Origin of the sequence: Algoriphagus alkaliphilus (assembly GCF_900103735.1) — a bacterium.
Taxonomy (GTDB): Bacteria; Bacteroidota; Bacteroidia; order Cytophagales; family Cyclobacteriaceae; genus Algoriphagus; species Algoriphagus alkaliphilus.
This window is the reverse complement of the sequence record NZ_FMXE01000026.1, coordinates 12,852-32,829: the sequence shown is the minus strand read 5'-3', so window position 1 is coordinate 32,829 and position 19,978 is coordinate 12,852. Positions and strand designations below refer to the sequence as shown.

15 protein-coding genes are annotated in these 19,978 nt (G+C 41.9%); 9 read left to right on the top strand and 6 right to left on the bottom strand.

Annotated features, from left to right (window positions below; translation table 11 throughout):
- Window positions 1–36 precede the first annotated feature (36 nt).
- On the bottom strand, window positions 37–3,465 hold the full coding sequence (locus BLQ81_RS15970) for a hypothetical protein (RefSeq protein ID WP_139183651.1): 3,429 nt from the start codon (window positions 3,463–3,465) through the stop codon (window positions 37–39).
- A gap of 194 nt (window positions 3,466–3,659) precedes the next feature.
- Between BLQ81_RS15970 and BLQ81_RS15965 the strand changes: the two genes are divergently transcribed.
- The 5 genes from BLQ81_RS15965 (at window position 3,660) to BLQ81_RS15945 (ending at window position 9,340) form a co-directional block, all read left to right on the top strand.
- Complete coding sequence (locus tag BLQ81_RS15965) at window positions 3,660–5,552, top strand: tetratricopeptide repeat-containing sensor histidine kinase (protein ID WP_175454253.1); 1,893 nt, start codon at window positions 3,660–3,662, stop codon at window positions 5,550–5,552.
- Window positions 5,553–5,590: 38 nt separating this feature from the next.
- On the top strand, window positions 5,591–6,259 hold the full coding sequence (locus BLQ81_RS15960) for a response regulator transcription factor (protein ID WP_092731971.1): 669 nt from the start codon (window positions 5,591–5,593) through the stop codon (window positions 6,257–6,259).
- Between the two features lie 107 nt (window positions 6,260–6,366).
- Complete coding sequence (locus tag BLQ81_RS15955; RefSeq protein ID WP_092731968.1) at window positions 6,367–7,641, top strand: sterol desaturase family protein; 1,275 nt, start codon at window positions 6,367–6,369, stop codon at window positions 7,639–7,641.
- Entirely contained in the window at window positions 7,642–8,757 is a 1,116-nt protein-coding gene (locus BLQ81_RS15950; protein ID WP_092731965.1) for an XdhC family protein, read from the top strand. It abuts the gene before it with no gap.
- Between the two features lies 1 nt (window position 8,758).
- Window positions 8,759–9,340: a nucleotidyltransferase family protein gene (locus BLQ81_RS15945; RefSeq protein ID WP_092731962.1), complete on the top strand. Its 582-nt coding sequence runs from the start codon at window positions 8,759–8,761 to the stop codon at window positions 9,338–9,340.
- 33 nt (window positions 9,341–9,373) lie between these two features.
- Here the strand turns inward: BLQ81_RS15945 and BLQ81_RS15940 are convergent, their stop codons facing one another.
- Complete coding sequence (locus BLQ81_RS15940) at window positions 9,374–9,985, bottom strand: Uma2 family endonuclease (RefSeq protein ID WP_092731959.1); 612 nt, start codon at window positions 9,983–9,985, stop codon at window positions 9,374–9,376.
- A 220-nt stretch (window positions 9,986–10,205) separates the two neighbouring features.
- The gene (locus BLQ81_RS15935) at window positions 10,206–11,351 is read right to left on the bottom strand and encodes a cysteine desulfurase family protein (RefSeq protein ID WP_092731956.1); all 1,146 of its coding nucleotides are present in this window, start codon (window positions 11,349–11,351) and stop codon (window positions 10,206–10,208) included.
- A 75-nt stretch (window positions 11,352–11,426) separates the two neighbouring features.
- Between BLQ81_RS15935 and BLQ81_RS15930 the strand changes: the two genes are divergently transcribed.
- Window positions 11,427–11,774 (top strand): hypothetical protein, encoded by a 348-nt coding sequence (locus tag BLQ81_RS15930; RefSeq protein WP_092731954.1) that lies wholly within the window; start codon window positions 11,427–11,429, stop codon window positions 11,772–11,774.
- Between the two features lie 205 nt (window positions 11,775–11,979).
- Window positions 11,980–14,007, top strand: a complete 2,028-nt coding sequence (locus tag BLQ81_RS15925) for a glutamine--tRNA ligase/YqeY domain fusion protein (protein ID WP_092731951.1) — start codon at window positions 11,980–11,982, stop codon at window positions 14,005–14,007.
- A 316-nt stretch (window positions 14,008–14,323) separates the two neighbouring features.
- Here the strand turns inward: BLQ81_RS15925 and BLQ81_RS15920 are convergent, their stop codons facing one another.
- The 3 genes from BLQ81_RS15920 to BLQ81_RS15910 all read right to left on the bottom strand — a co-directional run bounded on the left by BLQ81_RS15920 (window position 14,324) and on the right by BLQ81_RS15910 (window position 17,513).
- Complete coding sequence (locus BLQ81_RS15920; RefSeq protein ID WP_092731948.1) at window positions 14,324–16,489, bottom strand: xanthine dehydrogenase family protein molybdopterin-binding subunit; 2,166 nt, start codon at window positions 16,487–16,489, stop codon at window positions 14,324–14,326.
- Between the two features lie 2 nt (window positions 16,490–16,491).
- Window positions 16,492–16,950 carry a (2Fe-2S)-binding protein gene (locus tag BLQ81_RS15915; protein ID WP_092731945.1) on the bottom strand — a complete coding sequence of 153 codons (459 nt, stop codon included), beginning with the start codon at window positions 16,948–16,950 and terminating at the stop codon, window positions 16,492–16,494.
- A 149-nt stretch (window positions 16,951–17,099) separates the two neighbouring features.
- Entirely contained in the window at window positions 17,100–17,513 is a 414-nt protein-coding gene (locus tag BLQ81_RS15910) for a DoxX family protein (RefSeq protein ID WP_175454252.1), read from the bottom strand.
- A gap of 574 nt (window positions 17,514–18,087) precedes the next feature.
- Here BLQ81_RS15910 and BLQ81_RS15905 point away from each other — a divergent pair.
- Window positions 18,088–19,236: a Gfo/Idh/MocA family protein gene (locus BLQ81_RS15905; protein WP_092731939.1), complete on the top strand. Its 1,149-nt coding sequence runs from the start codon at window positions 18,088–18,090 to the stop codon at window positions 19,234–19,236.
- Window positions 19,237–19,314: 78 nt separating this feature from the next.
- The gene (locus BLQ81_RS15900) at window positions 19,315–19,830 is read left to right on the top strand and encodes a DUF2911 domain-containing protein (RefSeq protein ID WP_092731936.1); all 516 of its coding nucleotides are present in this window, start codon (window positions 19,315–19,317) and stop codon (window positions 19,828–19,830) included.
- Window positions 19,831–19,978 lie beyond the last annotated feature (148 nt).

Genomic DNA, 19,978 nt, shown 5'->3' with positions numbered 1-19,978 from the left:
TCATGGAGACGGTTTTTACTTTCAAACTCAAGCCAACTATTTTTTACAGTTTCCATCCTTTAGCTGGGCAAGGGTTGGATTGTAGGAATTAGAACTAACAGAGTAATTAGTGATTGTGCCTTCTTTGGCAATTTTTGTCAGTCCGCAAAGATCCGAAAGGCTCTCATTGCTTGATACGGAAACATTCACAGTTGCTCCAGTCCAATTAGCCAGACCATTAAGCGTATTGAGTAATTTATTGGAGGTGATACTAATTCCCAAAGCAATTTTTTCTAGTCCTGAAAGACCATTAATTTGAGTCAGTTTGGGATTGGAGTTTATCGAAAGTTGACTGCATGTTTTTAGGGCATTAAATCCATCCAAGTCTGTTAATTCGCTGTTGTTATGAAGAGTTAAGGTTCCGCTTGCGCCGGTACCTACCCTGTTGAGCTTAGCGAAAGCATGCATTTTTGGCAAAGAAGTGAGAAGAATTGTAAAATCCTGACCTACGGTGGTCAGATTGGCAAATCCACTTACATCGCTTAATTTTCCCAAGCGAGTTAGAGAGAAGACCGACTGAATGTCCGTTAGTGCTTTAAACCCTTTAATTTCCAAAAGCTTCGAACCATTTTGATCATCATTAATCAAGATGGCTTGGGCAGTTTTTAGACTGTTTAATCCATTGATCGAAGCGAGGTTGGGAACCGGAGTTGCAGCAAGATTGACAGAAAAAGTTCCGCTCAATTTTTCGAGTTTGTTAAAGCCATTCAGCGATTTCAAACCTTGGGTATGGTAAAACTCCAAGCTAAGTGCATCCTTGAGTTCAGGGAAATCCAAGGCTTCCAAAGAATAAAGTGTTGCAAAATAAAGTCGATGGGAGATTTTTTCCAATATTGGAGCATTGACAGAAGTCAGTGCTTTGGCATCATCGATAATAAAAAAACCCTGAATTTCCTTCAATTTAGGTAAATCCAAGATTTTCAAGCCGGGTGATACTGATATATTGATTCCCGAAAAATCGACAAGCCTTTCTAAGTTTGTGAAGGTGATGGATTCGATCTTTGGATTCCGGTTGATCAAAATCTGAAACCCTGATTTAATTTTTGAAGTGATTGCTGAAATATCTTTTAACTCGGGATTGTCTTGAATAACGGTATAATACAAATCTTGAACATTCAAACCAGCCCCATTTAGAGTTTCGAGTTTTTTGTTGTTTCTAATCCATACCCCTCTTTGTGGAACAATTTTTTGAATTCCGTTCAAATTGATTAGCTCATTATTTGCATCAAGTACCAAATAGCCCGAAGGATTCCCAGTGACGTTTGCCAAAAAGTCCAAATTTTTCAACAGCGTGTTTGATAGCGTGAATTGGCTGGCATTAGTAATTGACCGGAACTTGGGCATAGAGATCGAGGAAAGAGATGCATTTAGATAGATACTAAATTCCTGCCCGTTTGAACCTATTTCCTCCAAATTGGGGAAAGTGATAGATTGTAAGCTGGGATTGGTATTAATGTACAGACCGCCTGCCATGTTTTTGGTAATAAGTTTAGGGAAACCAATATTTCTCAGATTACCATTATTCTGAAACCGAATGGCTTGTGTGATTTCTTCAACTTCAGCCAGTCCACCTAGCGTTTCGATATTTGTCTGACCGATAAAAAGTGTACCTATTTTTTTGAGAGAAGAAATTCCACCTAGGTCTTTAATAGCTGCAGTACTTAAACTCAAGCTTCCTACTTCAGTGTAAGCCGAGTCGATAAAAGCCTGAAGTTGCTGTGTAGTGGAAATTGTTATTGAACCTGTGAAAATTTTGGTCGGAGTTTGGTTACCCGGATCATTGGGCTCATTGCAGACTGAAATATTCTCCTTGAATTGGTAGGGCAATGAAGGATTTACAGAAATTTGGATGTCCTTACTTTTTTTACCGGATTGCACATCATAGATCGTCAATACCACATTATTGACCAGATCAGGGCCTTTTTGCTTCATGAAATAATTGATCGTAAACAAGCCGTCATTGAATATCGGTGCATAGGCCGAGGCAAGTACTTTATTTCCACTTCTCAGGCTCGCATAGGCATAGCCCTGTCTCAGGGCATTTTTATCACAATTGACGGTTTTTCCGTTCACATTGATGATGTAAGCACCTTTGCCATCTACAGGAGTTACAGGAGGAATTATCACTTCGATTTTTGATGTGGGAGCTTTGGTGAAATCTGCGTCATATTCTTTTTCGACTTTTTCAAAATCATCCGATTGAACGAATTCAGGCATAGGTACTGGTGTTTCACCCGGCACGGGGGTGTAGCGTTCATTGACGGGATATTCAGGGCCACCCGGCTGAAGTGGATAGATCTTCACGACAAGTTTTTCCTGTCCATCCAAGCCGTCAGGTAGTCTGATATCTTCCGTAAAATCGGCGGAAAAGGGATTTTTGGAGGTTTTTGATGGATAGGTAAGGTTCCGATGGTAAACGGTGGAACCGGTACTTTTTCGTGTCACATGCACTGACATCCCCTTTTTCCCTCCTTCCATTTCTTTTAACAGATCTGTAAGCATATCGGGATTTCCGTCCGGACTTGTCGTTCCTAGCAGGTAATCAAAAAGCCACTTGATGGTCGTAGGTATAAAGCGGAAAGGATTCCATTTGTCAAAATTCCAGACTGAAAAGTGGGATACCTCCCCTACATAAACACTCCCCTGTTTGGTTCCTTTTCCTTCTTCTTTCCATATTCCCTTCGCCTCGTCAAAAAACCACATCTCCATCGAAGCAGGTGCTTTAGCAACCATAGATGGAGGAATGGGAAGTGTTAAAATCGCCTTTGAACTTGCTTTGATTTTGAGTTCTTTTCCTGAATTGTCCAATAGCTCAATGTGAGCCATTCCATAGGATTCTAAAATCCCAATTTTTCCCTGAGCATTTTCAGCTATGAGGTCTCCTGGCACTCTCGCTATGAAATCGTGAGACGTTGGATTGATATAGGATGCCACCACATTGATTTGCCCCGAATAATTCTCCACGGCGTTTGCAGGAAGCTCCACCTGGATCCCTCCGGATATTCCGACTTTTCCGCCGGAAGCAGCGCTTATGGTGCCGATAGATTTCTTTTCAATTAACCGGAGCGTCGGAACTTGGGAAAGCTTATCCCGATAAGGCTCCACTACTCGATGCCCGTCAAAATATCCGGCTTTGCTGACTTCGATGTAGCCCCGGTCTCCGTCAATGGATACATCCGAAAAAGTGTAGATCCCATTGACGTCTGTCGCCGTTTGTCGTCCGCCTGCCTGGACAATAGCTCCTACCAATGGATTGTTTTGCTCATCGATCACCCTTCCGATGAGATTTGTTTTTACAATTCCCTTTGGAGGACGGATTGGATTTTCCGAAATCGGAACCGTAGGATCTATTTCTTCAGGGTCTTTACAGGAAAAAAGGAATATAAATATTCCAAAAAGCAATAAAATGGATTGTAGATTTTTCATGGCTGTGTAGTTTGAATTTTGGAAAAACTTCAGGCTTTGAAGCATTCAAAATTGGTCTCATGAAATCCCGAAAAAAATACTCAATTTGGAGTAGAAGAAGCGAAAAATGCTATTTTTAATCCATGGGTAAGCGACTGATATACTGTTTTTTTTTCACCATTGTCACGTGTATGACCTTCGGTCAATCCGTAGAATTGAACTCCCTACGAACCAAAATCTATCAGGCAAAAACAGATTTAGAACGATTAAACGCCATCCTTGCCCTGTGCGAAGTCCATTATAACATTCCCCGGGATACCCTTGACAAATATGCCTATGAGGCTTATAGCCTTGCGCTACAGACAAAAAATGACTCGCTTATCTCATTGGGAGCATTCGCAAAAGCCCAGGATTATTACCGTTGGGGTTGGCTGGATAGTGCGGTTGTTCTGATAGACGGAGTGCTTCCGAGGCTAGCGTTTGACAACAAAGCGACTAGCGAGGGTTATTTTAAATTGATGAGACTGAAAGCCATTTCCAAAGGGGGACGCATGGACTACCTCGGAGCTTTGGATATTCTTTACCAATTGGTGAAGGAAGCAGAATCAATCGGGGATCTGCTTAACCTATCCATAAACCAGAATTCAATCGCCTCAATCGCACTTGCCAGAAATTACCCAGAAGAAGCACTTACTTGGATTAAAAAAGCAGAAACCAACTTGGGTCTAGGCTTGGATTTTCAAACTGCCAAAGCCTCTATTTTGATCAATAAGGCCAATGCTTTTATCCAACTTGAAAAAGAGGATTCCGCCGTTTTTTACATCAACAGGGGAGTGGAATTGAGCAAAGAAGTGAATAATCTGCCCATTTATTCGACAGCCCTACAGCGAAAATCAGAATTGGCATTGAAAAGAGGTGATCTGATAGAAGCTGAACATGCACTGATTGAACTTCTTGAAGCAAGGAAACTCACCGGTGATCAAAATTTATATGCAGATGATAAGGAGGCCCTTCTCAATTTTTATTTAAAATCCGGTCAAAATGAAAAGGTCATAAATCTGGCCAACAATATTTTGGAAGGAACAATGCCTGACCCGAATACTTTGGACTCCAACACATTCACAAACTCCATAAATCTACGATTAATTTATTTTGAGGCTTTGGCTAAAGCATACAAGGCATCCGGCAACTTGCAAAAGTATCAGGAGACGCTCGAACAGATCATCAAAGCAAAAGATGTCTTTTATACTATAAATTCAGAACGGGCCCTAGCTGAACTTCAAACACAATATGAGTTGCAGCAGAAGGAAAACACGATCATACAGCAACAGCTTGACCTGATCCGAAGACAGCGACTCGTCTACGGAACGTTGGCAACAATGGCAATTTTCATCCTTTTGGCTGCTTTATGGATAGTTTTTTCTAAAAGACAAGAAAAAATTCAGCGGGTGAAATTTCAGGAAGAAGAAAAATTTAAAGGTAAAAAGTTGATTTTGGAAGCCAAAGAACAAGAGCGAAAACGAATCTCATCTGATCTTCATGATAATTTGGGAGCTTTTGCCGCTTCCATCACCTCAAACCTTGAATATATTAAATCTGATCATTTGGATGACTTGGGTAAAACAGCCTTACGAGAACTTCAACTCAATTCCCGGTCAATGATCAGCGAATTGAATGACACTATTTGGGCATTGAAAAATGACTCACTTAGACTTACTGCCCTCAGCGACCGACTCAAACTTTACCTTCAGCGATTAAATTCTTCCTATCCGAAAATTCAGATCAACTTTTACGAAGAAATCATGGAAGACAAGACATTGCCATCGGCTGAAGCATTTAACCTGTTTCGAATTCTTCAAGAGGCGATCAATAATGCTCTGAGGCACAGTGATTGTAAGCTGATCACGATTTCACTCAAATGTCACCAATCCTGGTCAGTTGAGGTAAAGGATGATGGCAGAGGCATAAACTCTGATACAACCAATTTATCTGGAAATGGACTGGAAAACATGAAAAAACGCGCAAAAACTTCAGGATGGAGTATTTCATGGCAAGGGATTATTGGAGACACAGGTACATCGGTTCGGATAGAACCTACTGCAAATTGATTATAGCCCATCCTGTTTTTTCCACAGAATTTTGAACCATGGAAGTTTATCGTATCGCACTCGTAGAAGACAATCCTGTTAACGTAAGAAGTTTCCGATTGAAGACCGAGGGGAATATTGCCTTGAAAATGATGTTCATTGCTGATAACGGAAAATCCGCCCTTTCCGAATTGGAAGCATTGCACCATGGGAATTTACCTCAGGTGGTTTTTATGGATATTGAAATGCCTATAATGAATGGCATAGAAGCTATTCGGATCGGTAAAGCACTATATCCGCAAATTCATTTCTTGGTTTTAACGGTGTTCGATGATGAGGAGAATATATTTGAAGCAATCCAAGCCGGTGCTTCGGGTTATTTGCTTAAGCATGAACCTTCGGATAATATTTTACAATCGGTACAGAATGTCATTGAATTCGGTGGGGCACCGATGAGTCCGGGGATCGCCCGAAAGACGCTCCAATTACTTAGCAGGACAAATATGGTCTCAAAATCTTCCAAAATTGAATTGCCAGAATTACTCACTGAACGCGAAAAAGAAGTTCTTCGACACCTAATAAACGGCTGGGATGCAAAAAGAATTTCAGTTGAACTGGAAATTTCAACACTGACAATTCGTAAGCATATCGCAAACATATACCAAAAACTACATGTTAATTCGCAGGCACAAGTAATTAACCTAGCACATAAAAGTCACTGGCTTTGACCAAAGTCAATATATTCCTTTTAACAGGCCCATTTTTTCTGTTTTGGAATATCTTTTTGATTTGAATCAGGTTAATCTTTAAGTTTAACCTGCGAACGATAAACCCAATGGAAGCTTACGGACAAATTCTACTGATTGCCATGCCTGCATTTTTTGTGCTGGTATTGTTTGAAAAGTTTTATGGAATCTGGAAAGGAAATGACACTGTTCCATTGAACGACATGATTTCCAGCCTGAGTTCGGGAATGACCAATGTCACCAAGGATGTCTTGGGGCTCAGTCTGATTGTCATCTCTTATGAATGGATGGTGAATCAATTCGAACTGGTACAGTTTGAAGCGACTTGGGTTACTTATGTGATTGCGTTTATAGCACTTGACTTTGCCGGATATTGGACACATCGGATTTCACATGAATACAATCTTTTTTGGAACAACCACATCATCCACCACAGCAGCGAGGAGTTTAATCTGGCCTGCGCCCTGCGACAAAGCATTTCTTCAATAGTTAAGATTTTCGGTATTTTTTTGATTCCTGCTGCAATTTTGGGTGTACCCCCACAAGTTATCGCCATTGTAGCCCCGCTTCATCTTTTTGCTCAGTTTTGGTATCATACTCAGCATATTAAGCGGATGGGTTTTTTGGAGAAAATCATTGTCACCCCCTCCCACCATCGAGTTCATCATGCGATTAACCCCGAGTACTTGGATAAAAATTACGGACAGATTTTCATCATTTGGGATAAAATATTCAATACCTATCAAGAAGAAAAGGAAGAAATTCCTGCCGTATATGGGGTAACACGTCCGGTCCAAACCTGGAATCCGATCAAGATCAACTTTATGCATCTCTGGCTATTGATCAAAGATGCTTGGAGAGCTGAAAAGTGGGTTGATAAACTTAAAATCTGGTTTATGCCTTTGGGTTGGAGACCAGCCGATGTTGCTAAAAACTATCCGGTGAACAAGATCGAGGATGTATATCACTTCGAAAAATACAATCCACAACTTACCAAAGGGATGTTGATTTGGAGTTTTGGTCAATTGATTGCACTCCTTTTTTTGCTTAGTTATTTATTTGGAAATCTGGCAACTATCGGTGCGCCTGGTATATTTTATTATGGTGGATTTGTCTTTTTGACAGTTTTTGCCTATACCGAACTGATGGATCGCAATCCGAATGCATGGGCCTGGGAATTGCTCAAGGTAGCTTATGCGCTGTACTTCGTAGTGAATTCAGGAGATTGGTTTGAATTGAATAAGTTTTTGCCTGGTTCGGTTTACATTTTTGTCGGGTATCTGGTTATTTCAGCTTTCTTTTCAGTTTGGTTTTCTTTGCGAAAAGAAAAGCTTGAGCTTACCAACAAACTCCGGATGCAGTAAATGAAAGAACTTCAGCAGATCATTCAGGCCTACGAAGTCTGCAAAACCGAAAATCAACCGGTCGCCTTGGCAACGGTTGTACAAGTGGATGGCTCGGCCTATCGCCGACCGGGAGCGCGAATGCTGGTGACTCAGGAAGGCAGTCTTACCGGTGCAATCAGTGGCGGTTGTCTGGAAGGCGATGCGTTGCGCAAAGCCCAAGCAGTGATTTTTCAGCAGAAATCCATGCTTGTTACTTATGATACTACCGATGAAGACGATCAGAAATTCGGTGTGGGTCTGGGATGCAATGGAATCATCCATGTCTTGATTGAACCGATTGACTTCATCAATCCGGAAAATCCCATTGAATTGATCAAAAAAGCATTTTCTGACCGAGAAATTTCACTTCTATTGACCCTTTTTTCGGTCCCCAATTCCAAATCAGAGCAGATCGGAACGATCTATTTGAAAAAAGGAAACCATGACGTTGGAAGTTTATCCAAAGTTCATGCGGATTTTAGACAGGTACTAGAAAAAGAAATCATTGATCTCGATGCTCCGCAAAATGTCATTAAGTCCTATTCAAAATATCAGCAAGTTTCAGTTTTTTTTGAATTGATTAAGCCTCCGATTCGGGTTTTACTTTTTGGCGCAGGAAATGATACGGTGCCCTTGGCCAAAATGGCTGATATTTTAGGACTAGAGTTGATTTTGATTGATGGAAGAAAAAATCTCGCAAATCAGACACGATTCCCTTCTGCCACGAAAATCCTTCAAGGTCCTGCTGAAGAAGTGATTGAACAAATCGAAACAGATCCAAACACAGTCGCACTCCTCATGACTCATAATTTTGAATATGAAGTGATTATCTTGGAGAAATTACTGACTTGCATGATTCCTTACATCGGAATTTTGGGTCCGAAGCGCAAAACCGAAAAGCTGATTCAAAGGTTGGAAACTAAAGGAATTCAAGTTCATACCGATAATTTATACGCTCCTGTCGGAATTGAAATCGGAGCTGAAACATCCGAGGAAATTGCGCTTTCCGTTTTGGCTGAGATCAAAGCAGTATTGAACAAAAAACAGCCTATTTTCCTCCGGGAAAAACCGGGACCTATACACGAAAAAATCTGAGATGAAGACTGGAATTATCATATTGGCAGCCGGAGAATCAAGCAGGCTTGGCTACCCGAAGCAAATCGCTAAATACAAGGATAAAACCTTGCTTCAGCTCGCAATAGATGCTGCAAATGGCTGTGAAGCCCATAAACGAGTGCTTGTCCTCGGTGCAAACCGGGATGAAATCAAGAAGACATTTCCAGGTTCCAGCATTCCAAATATCCCCAATCCTCACTACGAAAAAGGGATGTCTTCCAGTCTTAAAATTGGCTTGGAGTATATGCTCAAATTTGACCAACCGGATCAGGTCATCATCATGCTGTGTGATCAGCCTTTTGTAGATGCGAAGATTCTAAACAAGTTGATCGCTACTCAGGCGAAAGAAGGAAAAGGGATCGTAGCCTGTGGGTATTCAAAGACTGTTGGGGTACCGATTCTATTTGGAAAAGCCTATTTTAAGGAATTGATGGGACTCAAAGGTGACGAAGGGGCAAAGAAAATTGCACAGGCTCACCAGGAGGATTTGGTGAGTATACCATTTCCGAAAGGGAAAATAGATATAGATACTGAGGAGGATTTGCTACAATTGAAAAATTGAAAGATTTGAAAATTGAAAAATTAAAGCATGAAACTATTCTATATCCCCAAAAAATTCCTCCAGGTCCAGTTTAAACCCTTCAATAGCAGTCGATTCGACCACATCACCTGAAGTCAGCAAACCTGAGGGAACATATTTTCCATTTATAAGCGTATAAATCAGCACATTCTGATTTTCGGGATGGATGATCCAATATTCTCGGACACCGTGTGATTCGTAAAGCTCATATTTAAGTTTGAGTTCGGTCTTGCTGTTTCCCGGAGAAAGGATCTCCACAATTAAATCTGGCGCTCCGATGCATCCCCGATCGTCCAGCTTTTCGGGATCGCAAATCACACAGATATCCGGTTGCACTACATCGTGAATTTTGTGATCTTCTTTAGACCCTTTTGGAAACCGGACATCAAATGGAGCATCATAGACTTGACATTTCTTTCCTTCCAAGAAAACATAAAGTCTAGATACTAACTTTACAGATACTTTTTGATGAATTCGGTTTGGTGCCGCCGCCGCTTTCTTGAAAATTTTACCTTTTATCAACTCTACTACTTCTTCAAACTGCCAAGTCAAATAATCGGCGTAGGAATACAAGCCGTAAGCAGCTTTCGGTTCTTCGACGGTATTTGGTTCCCTTTCAGTTTCCATAGTTGAATATACTGATTTTTAAAAGTTTAGAATAGTCTATGTTTTGAAATCTAAATTTATGATATCCATATTTATTCAAGTAAAGTCGCATTAACATTTGAAAAAAACACTAAAACAACTGTTTTGAAGATTCATCTGACATCCATCTTGGCTACCCGACCTCAAATCGAAAATTCCGGAACCTTCCAATTGGGGATTAATGAGTCGACTAACCTGAATCTCAAGAATTCCGCAACTCTACAACCACCTTTTTCACCCAACTAACCGCATCCTCAATGTCTTTTTCAGTGGTTCCCTTTCCCAAACTAAAGCGAATCGATGCCCTTCCTAAATCTGAATTTAAACCCATTGCTGCTAACACATGGCTGGGTTTGGGTGAAATTGAAGTACAGGCCGAACCCGAACTCACAGCAACTTTCTGATTGACTCTTCTGAGCAACTCCTCTCCTTCCACTCCACCAAAAGCGATGTTGGTGACATGGGACAAACGGTTTTCCTGACTTCCGTTCAGTTTGGTTTCGGCGATCTCTAAAAGTTCTTTTTCCAGCTTATTTCGAAGGGTTTTCAATCGCTCTCCCTCCAGTTTCATCTCGTTCATTCGTACTTGAGCTGCGGCTCCAAAACCTACAATTCCCGGAACATTGAGCGTACCGCTCCGCATTCCTTTCTCATGTCCTCCGCCATGGATTTGACACAGAGGTTTGGGCATATCATGATTATGTCGAACGTACAATGCTCCTACTCCTTTCGGCCCATAGAGCTTATGCGCAGAAATCGCCATCAGGTGAATCCCTTTGGTGAAAACAGGTATTTTTCCTGCTGCCTGAACTGCATCTGTGAAAAAAATAACATTTCTCTTCTCGGCCAGTTTGAAAATTTTTTCCACCGGATGGATAATTCCCGTCTCATTATTAGCCCACATCAGGCAGATTAGTTTGGTGTTTGGAAGAATGGCTTTTTCCAGTTCGTCCAGACTTATTTCTCCTTTGGAATTCACTTCAAGGTAAGTGAGTTCAGCGCCTCTTTTTTGCAATTCGGCAAAGGTGTCCAAAACCGCCTTGTGCTCCGTTTTGCAAGTGATGTAATGCTGCTTTTCCCCAAGGTAGGCATCAAACGTTCCTTTGATTCCCAAATTTATTGCCTCAGTAGCCCCTGAAGTGAAAATGATTTCTTTGGATTTGGCCCCAATCAGATTCGCTATTTTTTCCCGAGCCTCTTCCACAGCATTTTCCGCTACCCAACCGTAAGGATGACTTTTGCTGGCAGCGTTACCTAAGTGTGTTCCGAAGTACGGCAACATTGCCTCAATGACCTCGGGTAGACAGGGCGTTGTGGCGTTGTAATCAAGATAAATGGGGTATTGCATGGCTTAAAAATAAGCTATTCTCTCACGAATCACTTACAGATTTATGTAACTTTCATCTTTCTATCTTTAAAACCCATGCAAGAATCCTGGACTTTTGATTTTCCCAACACTGATTTTCCTGAAAATGAACTGAAAGCCATTTTAATGGAAAAAGAAAAAGATCTGGGTATTTTTTTGTCCTACTATTTCAAAAAAGATGGAGCGGTTTCTGAAAAAGTGAAACTGAAGGGCTCTCCACACTTCTCCTCCTCGACGGCGGGAAAACTGACTTTGGATTTTGACTTGGTTCATTTCAATGCTTGTTTGGCAATTCATGAAAAAGCCCGGGATGAAATGGAAATGACTTTTGAAATCGACCAGGTAAATCAAAAAATTAAATTAATCGGAGCTTATTGGCCAAGCCGTGAGATGGACGAAATTTAGACGCTAGATATTAGACTTTAGATGTAAGACTTTAGTGTCATAAAAATTAGAAACATAATAAAGTCGCAATGACTTTGTCTAGAATCGGTTGTCCTATTCTGTTTCTTGTGTCTTATGTCTTGGATCTTTTTTCTAATATTGTCTCGTTCGTTTTTTGGTTGCAATTCCTACCAATTGGACTAATTTTGGCCTTGAATTTTAGGCTATGACAGAATCACTGAATTTTATTGAACATATCATCGAGGAAGACTTAGCGAATGGTTTTCCCCAAGAAAAACTTCGCTTTCGATTTCCTCCCGAACCTAACGGCTACCTACACATCGGACATGCAGCATCTATTTGTCTGAATTTTGGTTTAGGAGAAAAGTACAATGCTCCGGTCAACCTCCGCTTTGATGACACCAATCCTTCCAAAGAGGAACAGGAATACGTGGACGCCATCAAGCGGGATATTGCTTGGTTGGGTTTTCGTTGGGCCAATGAATGCTATGCTTCTGATTACTTTCAGCAGCTTCACAACTGGGCTGTTCAGTTGATCAAGGAAGACAAAGCCTATGTAGATGAGCAGACCTCAGAACAGATTGCAGCCCAAAAAGGTACCCCGACTACAGTCGGTACTGCAAGTCCTTATCGTAATCGCCCTAGTTCAGAGAGTTTGGATTTGTTTGAGCGAATGAAAAATGGGGAATTCGCGGCTGGAAGTTATGTTCTGCGTGCCAAAATCGACATGTCATCCCCTAACATGCACATGCGGGATCCGATTTTGTATCGAATCATCAACGCACATCACCACCGAACCGGAAATAAATGGTGTATCTATCCAATGTACGATTGGGCACATGGCGAGTCAGATTATATCGAGCAGGTTTCTCATTCGCTTTGTACCTTGGAATTCAAAGCTCATCGGGAACTTTACGATTGGTACATCGATCAGATCTATGATTCGAAGCTACTGAGACCGAAGCAACGGGAGTTTGCGCGCCGCAATCTGAGCTATACTGTAATGAGTAAGCGAAAGCTGCTCGAACTGGTACAAAACAAAGCGGTAGCGGGTTGGGATGATCCCCGCATGCCAACTATTTCCGGCTTGAGGCGAAGAGGTTACACTCCTACTTCAATTCGTAAATTCAGTGATTTGGCAGGTATTGCCAAGCGGGACAATGTGACCGATGTCTCCTTGCTGGAATTTTGTATCCGCGAAGATTTGAATAAAACCGCCACCCGTGTGATGGCGGTATTGAATCCGGTAAAATTGGTCATTTCCAATTACCCTGAAGGGAAGGTTGAATTCCTTGATATGGAAAATAATCCTGAACAAGCTGATTCAGGAACTCATGAGGTGCCTTTTTCCAGAGAATTATATATTGAGCGGGAAGATTTCAAAGAAGACGGAGGTAAAAATTTCTTCCGCCTTTCCTTAGGAAATGAAGTTCGGCTGAAAAGTGCTTATTTCATCAAAGCGGAGTCTGTAGTAAAGGATGAAGCTGGAAATATCCTTGAGATCCACTGTACCTATGATCCTGAATCCCGATCCGGAAGCGGATCCGAGGCCAGTCAGCGAAAAGTAAAAGGAACGCTTCATTGGGTTTCTATTGCACATGCGATTAAGGCTGTGGTTCGGGAATACGATCGCTTGTTTTTGGAAGAAGCGCCGGATTCGCATGAGGAAAAGAATTTCATGGAATTCATGAACCCCAACTCTCTGAATAGTATCAATGAAGCATATCTCGAGCCTTTTTTGGCCAATGCAACCTTGGATGAAAAGTATCAGTTCCAGCGATTGGGATACTTTACCTTGGATTTGGATTCCTCGGATGGAAAACTGGTATTTAACAAAACGGTAGGTTTGAAAGATACTTGGGCTAAACAGAATACGGAAACTCCAGCCCAAAATCAGCCTAAGCCCCAAACCTCGACACAAGCCCAGAGTCAGCGATCTGCCTTGAATGAGATTCAACAAATCGGCAAAAAACTGACCAATCTCTCCGGTGAAAAATTGGAAACCGCAATGAATTCAATCCGGGAATTTGCTGAAGATGTCACCTATGATGAATTAGAGCCGCTTTTTGGTACTGCTTCAAAAAAGACAGGAACCCGAATCGGTGTCCTTCTTTCGGTGGGGGTTTTGTTGAAAAACGGTCAGGCTAAAAATCAGGCAATTTCAGATTTTATTGAATCCTGTAAGAATGATGAAAATGAAATTTTGAAAGTTGAAGCTGAGAAGATTAATTGAAATATTTGAATATTGGAAAATTGAAAAATTAGCCAAGTTGATTGTTCCCACTTAATAAATAAAGCCTCTAAATTAAATTTAGAGGCTTTATTTATTTCAGGGATTCAATAAAATCGAATATGACTCTACGGAATGTTGCACGTTGTAGGAATTTTTCGAATTAACCTGAGGAAAAAATCCCCCTAGCCCTCCGCCGCGGCGGAGGGAATCTCCTCAAATTAAGCTTCAAACCCTCACTTTTTAGTACGTGAAAGATTGCGGATACTCATAAAATCGAATCAATTTTTAAATTTTTCAATCTTCCAATTTTTCAATCTTAGGCTCTTCTAATTTCCAGCTTAATATCAGAGAATTCTTTTTGCTCGATAAATGGCTGACTTCTCAGTCTTCTGCCTGTGGCAGAGAAAATAGCATTCGCTATCGCTCCCCCTGTAGGTGGCAAAGCGGGCTCACCCAAACCAGTTGGATCAAAGCCTGTATCCAAGAAGTGCGTATCTATCTCCGGAACTTCCTTCATTCGAATCAAACGGTAAGAATCAAAGTTTTTCTGCTTTGGAACCCCATTTTCGAAGGTCAGATTCCCGTACATCGCATGACCCATTCCATCCACAATTCCGCCGCGAACTTGGTGGTTAGCTCCGATTGGATTCACCACCATTCCGCAGTCGGTGACGGCAGTTACCTTTTTGAGTACAGGGGTTCCTCCCTCCATCGCAATGTCTGCCACCTGAGCGACATACGATCTGTGAGAATAGTAGACGCTAAAGCCTTGTTTCACATTCGGATCTTTTCCCCAATTGGATTTCTCAGCGGCAGCTTTCACCACACCAATCATCCGGTCTACATCATATCCCAACTCTCCCCCTACAGGTGAAGTTTTGGCTTGCTGTAATAAATCCAATCGGAACTGGACAGGATCTTTTCCGGCGGCAAGCGCTACTTCATCCAAGAAACTTTGCTCGGCATAAGCCAAGAAATTCGTGATCGGTGCTCTCCAGGCATTAGTGGTGATGCTTGACTTGTGTTCAATGCTTTCAATTAGAACATTGGCCACTGCTCCGGAGGGGAAGTTATTTTCACGGGTACAGTTTCCTGCATTCATTCCGACTCCACGAAGTTTGTAGGCAATCATATTCCCAGAGGCATCCAAGCCTGCTTCAAATCGGTATCTAACAGCCGGACGATAAGCACCACCAGTCAATTCATCTTCACGGCTCCAGGTAACTTTTACAGGTGCATTCATTGCTCGGGAAACTTCCACAGCTTCTTCTACATAATCTGCTCGTAGTCTTCTGCCGAATCCACCGCCCAAGCGTGTAATTTCTACTGTGATATTTTCTAAAGGAATACCTAAAAGTTGGGCAGTTGCCTGTCTGGCACGATCCGGAGTTTGGGTTGGGCCGATGAGTTCGACTTTGTCCCCCTTCACATGAGCAAAAAAGTTCTCAGGTTCCATTGGAGAATGAGCAATGAAAGGACATTGATATTCTGCGGTCACAACTTGAGCAGCACCTTTAAATGCAGCATCAAAATTTCCGTCTTTCCGCTTCACGTCCGGTTTTCCATTCAACATTAAGTCCGCAAAAATCCGGTCATGATCTGCCGTACTTTCTACTGCTCCATCCGGCTCATAATCTATTCGAAGTAACTTCTTCGCCTTCAACAGTGGCCAGGTGGATTCACCGACTACAGCCACACTTGTTCCAAAAGTGACGACGTCTTTTACTCCTGATACACCTCTCGCTGCCGAATCATCTACAGCCTTAATTTTCATTCCAAAAGGAGCTCGCTGAATCATGGCATGCAGCATTCCCTCGCGGTAGAAATCCAGTCCATACATTGGCTTACCGGTGTACATTTCTTTGGAATCCACATTTTTCACTGATGTTCCAATGATTTTGAAATCCTTTTTATCCTTTAATGTCACCTCCTCAGGGGCTGTCATTGTAGCAGCTTCGGCTACGAATTCGCCGAAATGACCACTTTTTCCCGATCCTTTGTGAGAAATAATCCCTTTCTCCACCGTGATCTCTGAGGCATTTACATTCCAGGCTTTAGCAGCCGCCGCCACCAAAACAAATTTGGCAGTTGCTCCGGCTTTTCTCAGTCTTTCCCAGCTATGCGGCATTGCACCGGATCCACCGGTCAGTTGGCGGTCGTATTTTTCGGTGTCCAGATTGGCTTGGAGTACCCGAACTTTCTCCCAGTCCGCATCCAATTCTTCCGCCACAACCATTGGAAATGAGGTTTTGATATTTTGTCCCAATTCTGGATTTGGAGAATAAATCACTACATCTCCGGAAGGTGAAATGGATAAATAACTGTTGAATGATTTGGCTTGAGAAAGAATTTCCTCTGTGCTGAGTACCTCCATCTTAGGAGAATCGCAGCTAAACCAGCTAAATCCGATGACTAATCCACCGACTGAGGATCCCGCAATTTTGAGGAAGTCCCTTCTGCTTGCTTTTGTAAGTGTTGTCATGATTATTTGGTTTTAGCGGCTAGGGCGACAGCTTCGCGAATCTTATGATAGGTACCACAGCGACAGATATTTCGATTCATCGCATTGTCAATTTCCTCCATATTGGGATTTGGATTGCTTTTTAATAAAGCCACAGCAGTCATGATTTGACCAGCCTGGCAATAGCCACACTGAGCAACGTCCACTTCTGCCCAAGCTTTTTGAACAGGGTGATCCCCCTCCTCGGAAAGGCCCTCAATCGTCAATACTTCTGCATTTCCGATACTGGAAACCGGTGTCAGGCAGGAAAAAGTAGCATTGCCATTGATGTGTACCGTGCAAGCCCCGCATTGGGCGATTCCACAGCTAAATTTGGTGCCTACCAGTCCCAAGTTATCCCGAAGAACCCACAAGAGTGGAGTATCATCATCGACATCTACGGTGTGGGACTTCCCATTGATTTTCAGATTGTAATTTGCCATGAGTTTTGAGTTTATTCAAGATCTTAAGATAAAGAATAAATTTTGCTTATCGAATTGGAATCCAGCTCAATTGCCTAGATTTTGGATGAGTTGCAATAACAAGGGATGAATGACTTACACAATCTGAAATACAGTTCAATCGCTACTATTTATTTCGATTTTCGGGAAAAAACATTATCCAAACCTGGCTTTCCACAACCTGTCAAACTGAGTACAATACTCATCAAAAAGTAATTGAAAGGTAGCTCTGCCTCAGAATAGATTTTTCCTGAATGGGCAAAAATCACTGCAATTCCCAGTGTAAAGGCCATTATCCAAGCACCAAATCGGATTCCAATCAAAATCAAGATTGCTGCTAGAAACTCTGTGATTTGGGAAGCATAAGCCATAAATAATGGATATGGCCAATTCAACGACTCAAGGAAAGAAGCAAGTTCATGAACTTTTCCTTGAAAAAGGTAAGTGCCGCTATGTTTTAGCATGACCGTTCCAAGCCAAAATCGGATTAAAAGAATCGCGGGATTTAAGAGCTTGACTTGGTAGATATTATGAATAGTATTCATAAAATGCGGGGAATTAGAATTCGATTTCATGTGTTTATAATTGATTTTTTATGGTCAGATGGAATCTCGCATGGTATATAATCATCCCTCTGTGTGACACCGAAAGGGTCATGCTCGATTTCATGTGTTTATAATTTGTTTTTTAGTTGCCACATGGAATACCCCCAGATAATCATGCTCCTGTGTGTCGCTCTTTCGACATGGGTATTTCATGTGTTTATAATTTGGTTTTTAATTGCCACATGGAATACCCCCAGATAATCATGCTCCTGTGTGTCGCTCTTTCGACATGGGTATTTCATGTGTTTATAATTTGGTTTTTAATTGCCACATGGAATACCCCCAGATAATCATGCTCCTGTGTGTCGCTCTTTCGACATGGGTATTTCATCTGTTTATATTTTGTTTTTTAATGGTCAGATGGAATGCCCTGGATAATCATTCCCCTGTGTGAGAAGACTTTCTCATGGGCATTTCATGTTTTTTTAACGATAAACTCCCCTTTTCACCCCTGTTTCTTGAAAATTATTTATTTATCTTCGATCATTCTGTTTTTTAACAAAACCCTAAACCTATGTCCCAAACCATCAAAGCTGCCATCGTAGGTACCGGATTTATCGGTCCTGCTCACCTTGAGGCACTTAGAAGATTACCCAATGTCGAGGTAGTAGCACTCTGTGAAGTCACCCAAGAACTTGCAAATGAAAAAGCAAAAGTGCTTGGAATCCCACGAGCCTATACTTTTGACGAAATGCTAAAACAGGATGACATCGATGTAGTCCACATCTGTACACCAAATTTCCTCCACTTTGCGCAAGCAAAGGCTGTGTTGGAATCAGAAAAGCATGTGATTTGTGAAAAACCCCTTGCAGTCAAAATTCACGAAGCGGAAGAGTTGGTGAAGATTGCTTCCGCCACCGGCTTGGTCAATGCTGTTCATTTCAATCTCCGCTACTATCCGATGGTACGGCAGATGAAAATCATGCGCGAAAAAGGAGATCTTGGCGAGGTCTATTCTGTGATGGGATCTTACCTGCAGGATTGGCTTTTCTTCCAAACTGACTATAACTGGAGATTGGAGCCTGACAAATCAGGTGATTCCAGAGCGATCGCGGATATCGGTTCCCACTTGCTTGACATCACTGAGTATGTCACCGGATTGAAAATCACTGAAGTGATGGCTGATTTCTCCACGGTACATAAAACGCGATTGAAGCCGCTGAAAGCTATTGAGACCTATTCTGATACTAAGTTGCAAGCCTCAGACTATGCGGAAGTTCCGATCAATACGGAAGATCATGCGACGGTTTTGCTTCGGTTTGACAATGGATCCAAGGGTTCGATCACTGTCTCTCAAGTAAGTGCAGGTCGCAAAAACCGACTGAATATTGAGATCGCCGGTTCCAAATCCAATTTTGAATTCAATTCAGAAAGACCGAATGAACTATGGATTGGGAAACGGGACAAAGCCAATGAGCAGCTGATGAAAGATCCTTCCCTGGCTTACCCTGAGGCTTCTGCCCTGATCAGTTTTCCTGGAGGACACAACGAGGGCTTTCCAGACACCTCCAAGCAAATGTTTAAAGAAGTCTATGCGGCCATTGCTGTAGGAAAGCAACCTGAAAACCCCTCCTTTCCGACTTTTGCAAGTGGTCTGAGAGAATTGATTATCGGAGAACGAATAGTGGAAAGCGACAAAAAGCAAGCTTGGGTTAAAATCTAAAAACCTTTTGCGGCTTTTGTCAGTAGGAAGACAAGAACTGTTTAATAAAAAACTAAACTTAAATAATTAATAAACTCCATGAAATCTATGAATTTGAAAAAAAGTCTATTTGCGTTTGCCCTCATGGCATTTGTTGCGTTTTCAGCTTCTGCGCAAGAAAAAGCAAGCCCTGCAAGATCCGCTGAAGGAACAGCAGCCGGTTCAAAAATCACGATTAATTACTCCTCTCCTGCCGTAAAAGGTCGTACGATCTGGGGAGATCTGGTGCCACTTGGTCAGGTATGGAGAGCTGGTGCTGATGATGCTACCACATTTACGACCTCCAAAGACATCACCATCCAAGGTCAAAAATTACCTGCGGGCACTTACAGTTTCTTCATCATTCCAGGTGAGACTGAGTCTACTTTCATCTTCAATAAAGTGGCAAAACAGTGGGGAGCTTATACCTATGATGCCAAAGAAGATGCGTTAAGGGTAAGTGTACCTTCAATGCAAACTTCTACCATGGAGGAGCGCTTGGTATATGAAGTAAAACCTGATGGTTTTGAAGTTAGATGGGAATATGGTAAAGCTGCGGCTAAAATCGGTTCTTAATTAAAGTAAAGCATTGCCAGCAAAGGCCACTAGATCCATTGGATTAGTCTTTCGATTGGTAGTCAGTGATCAAAATTTGAATAGAAGCCCGGGATTGTACCGGGCTTTTTTCATTTTTGGGATAGTATCCGATAGAATTTCGGGAAAA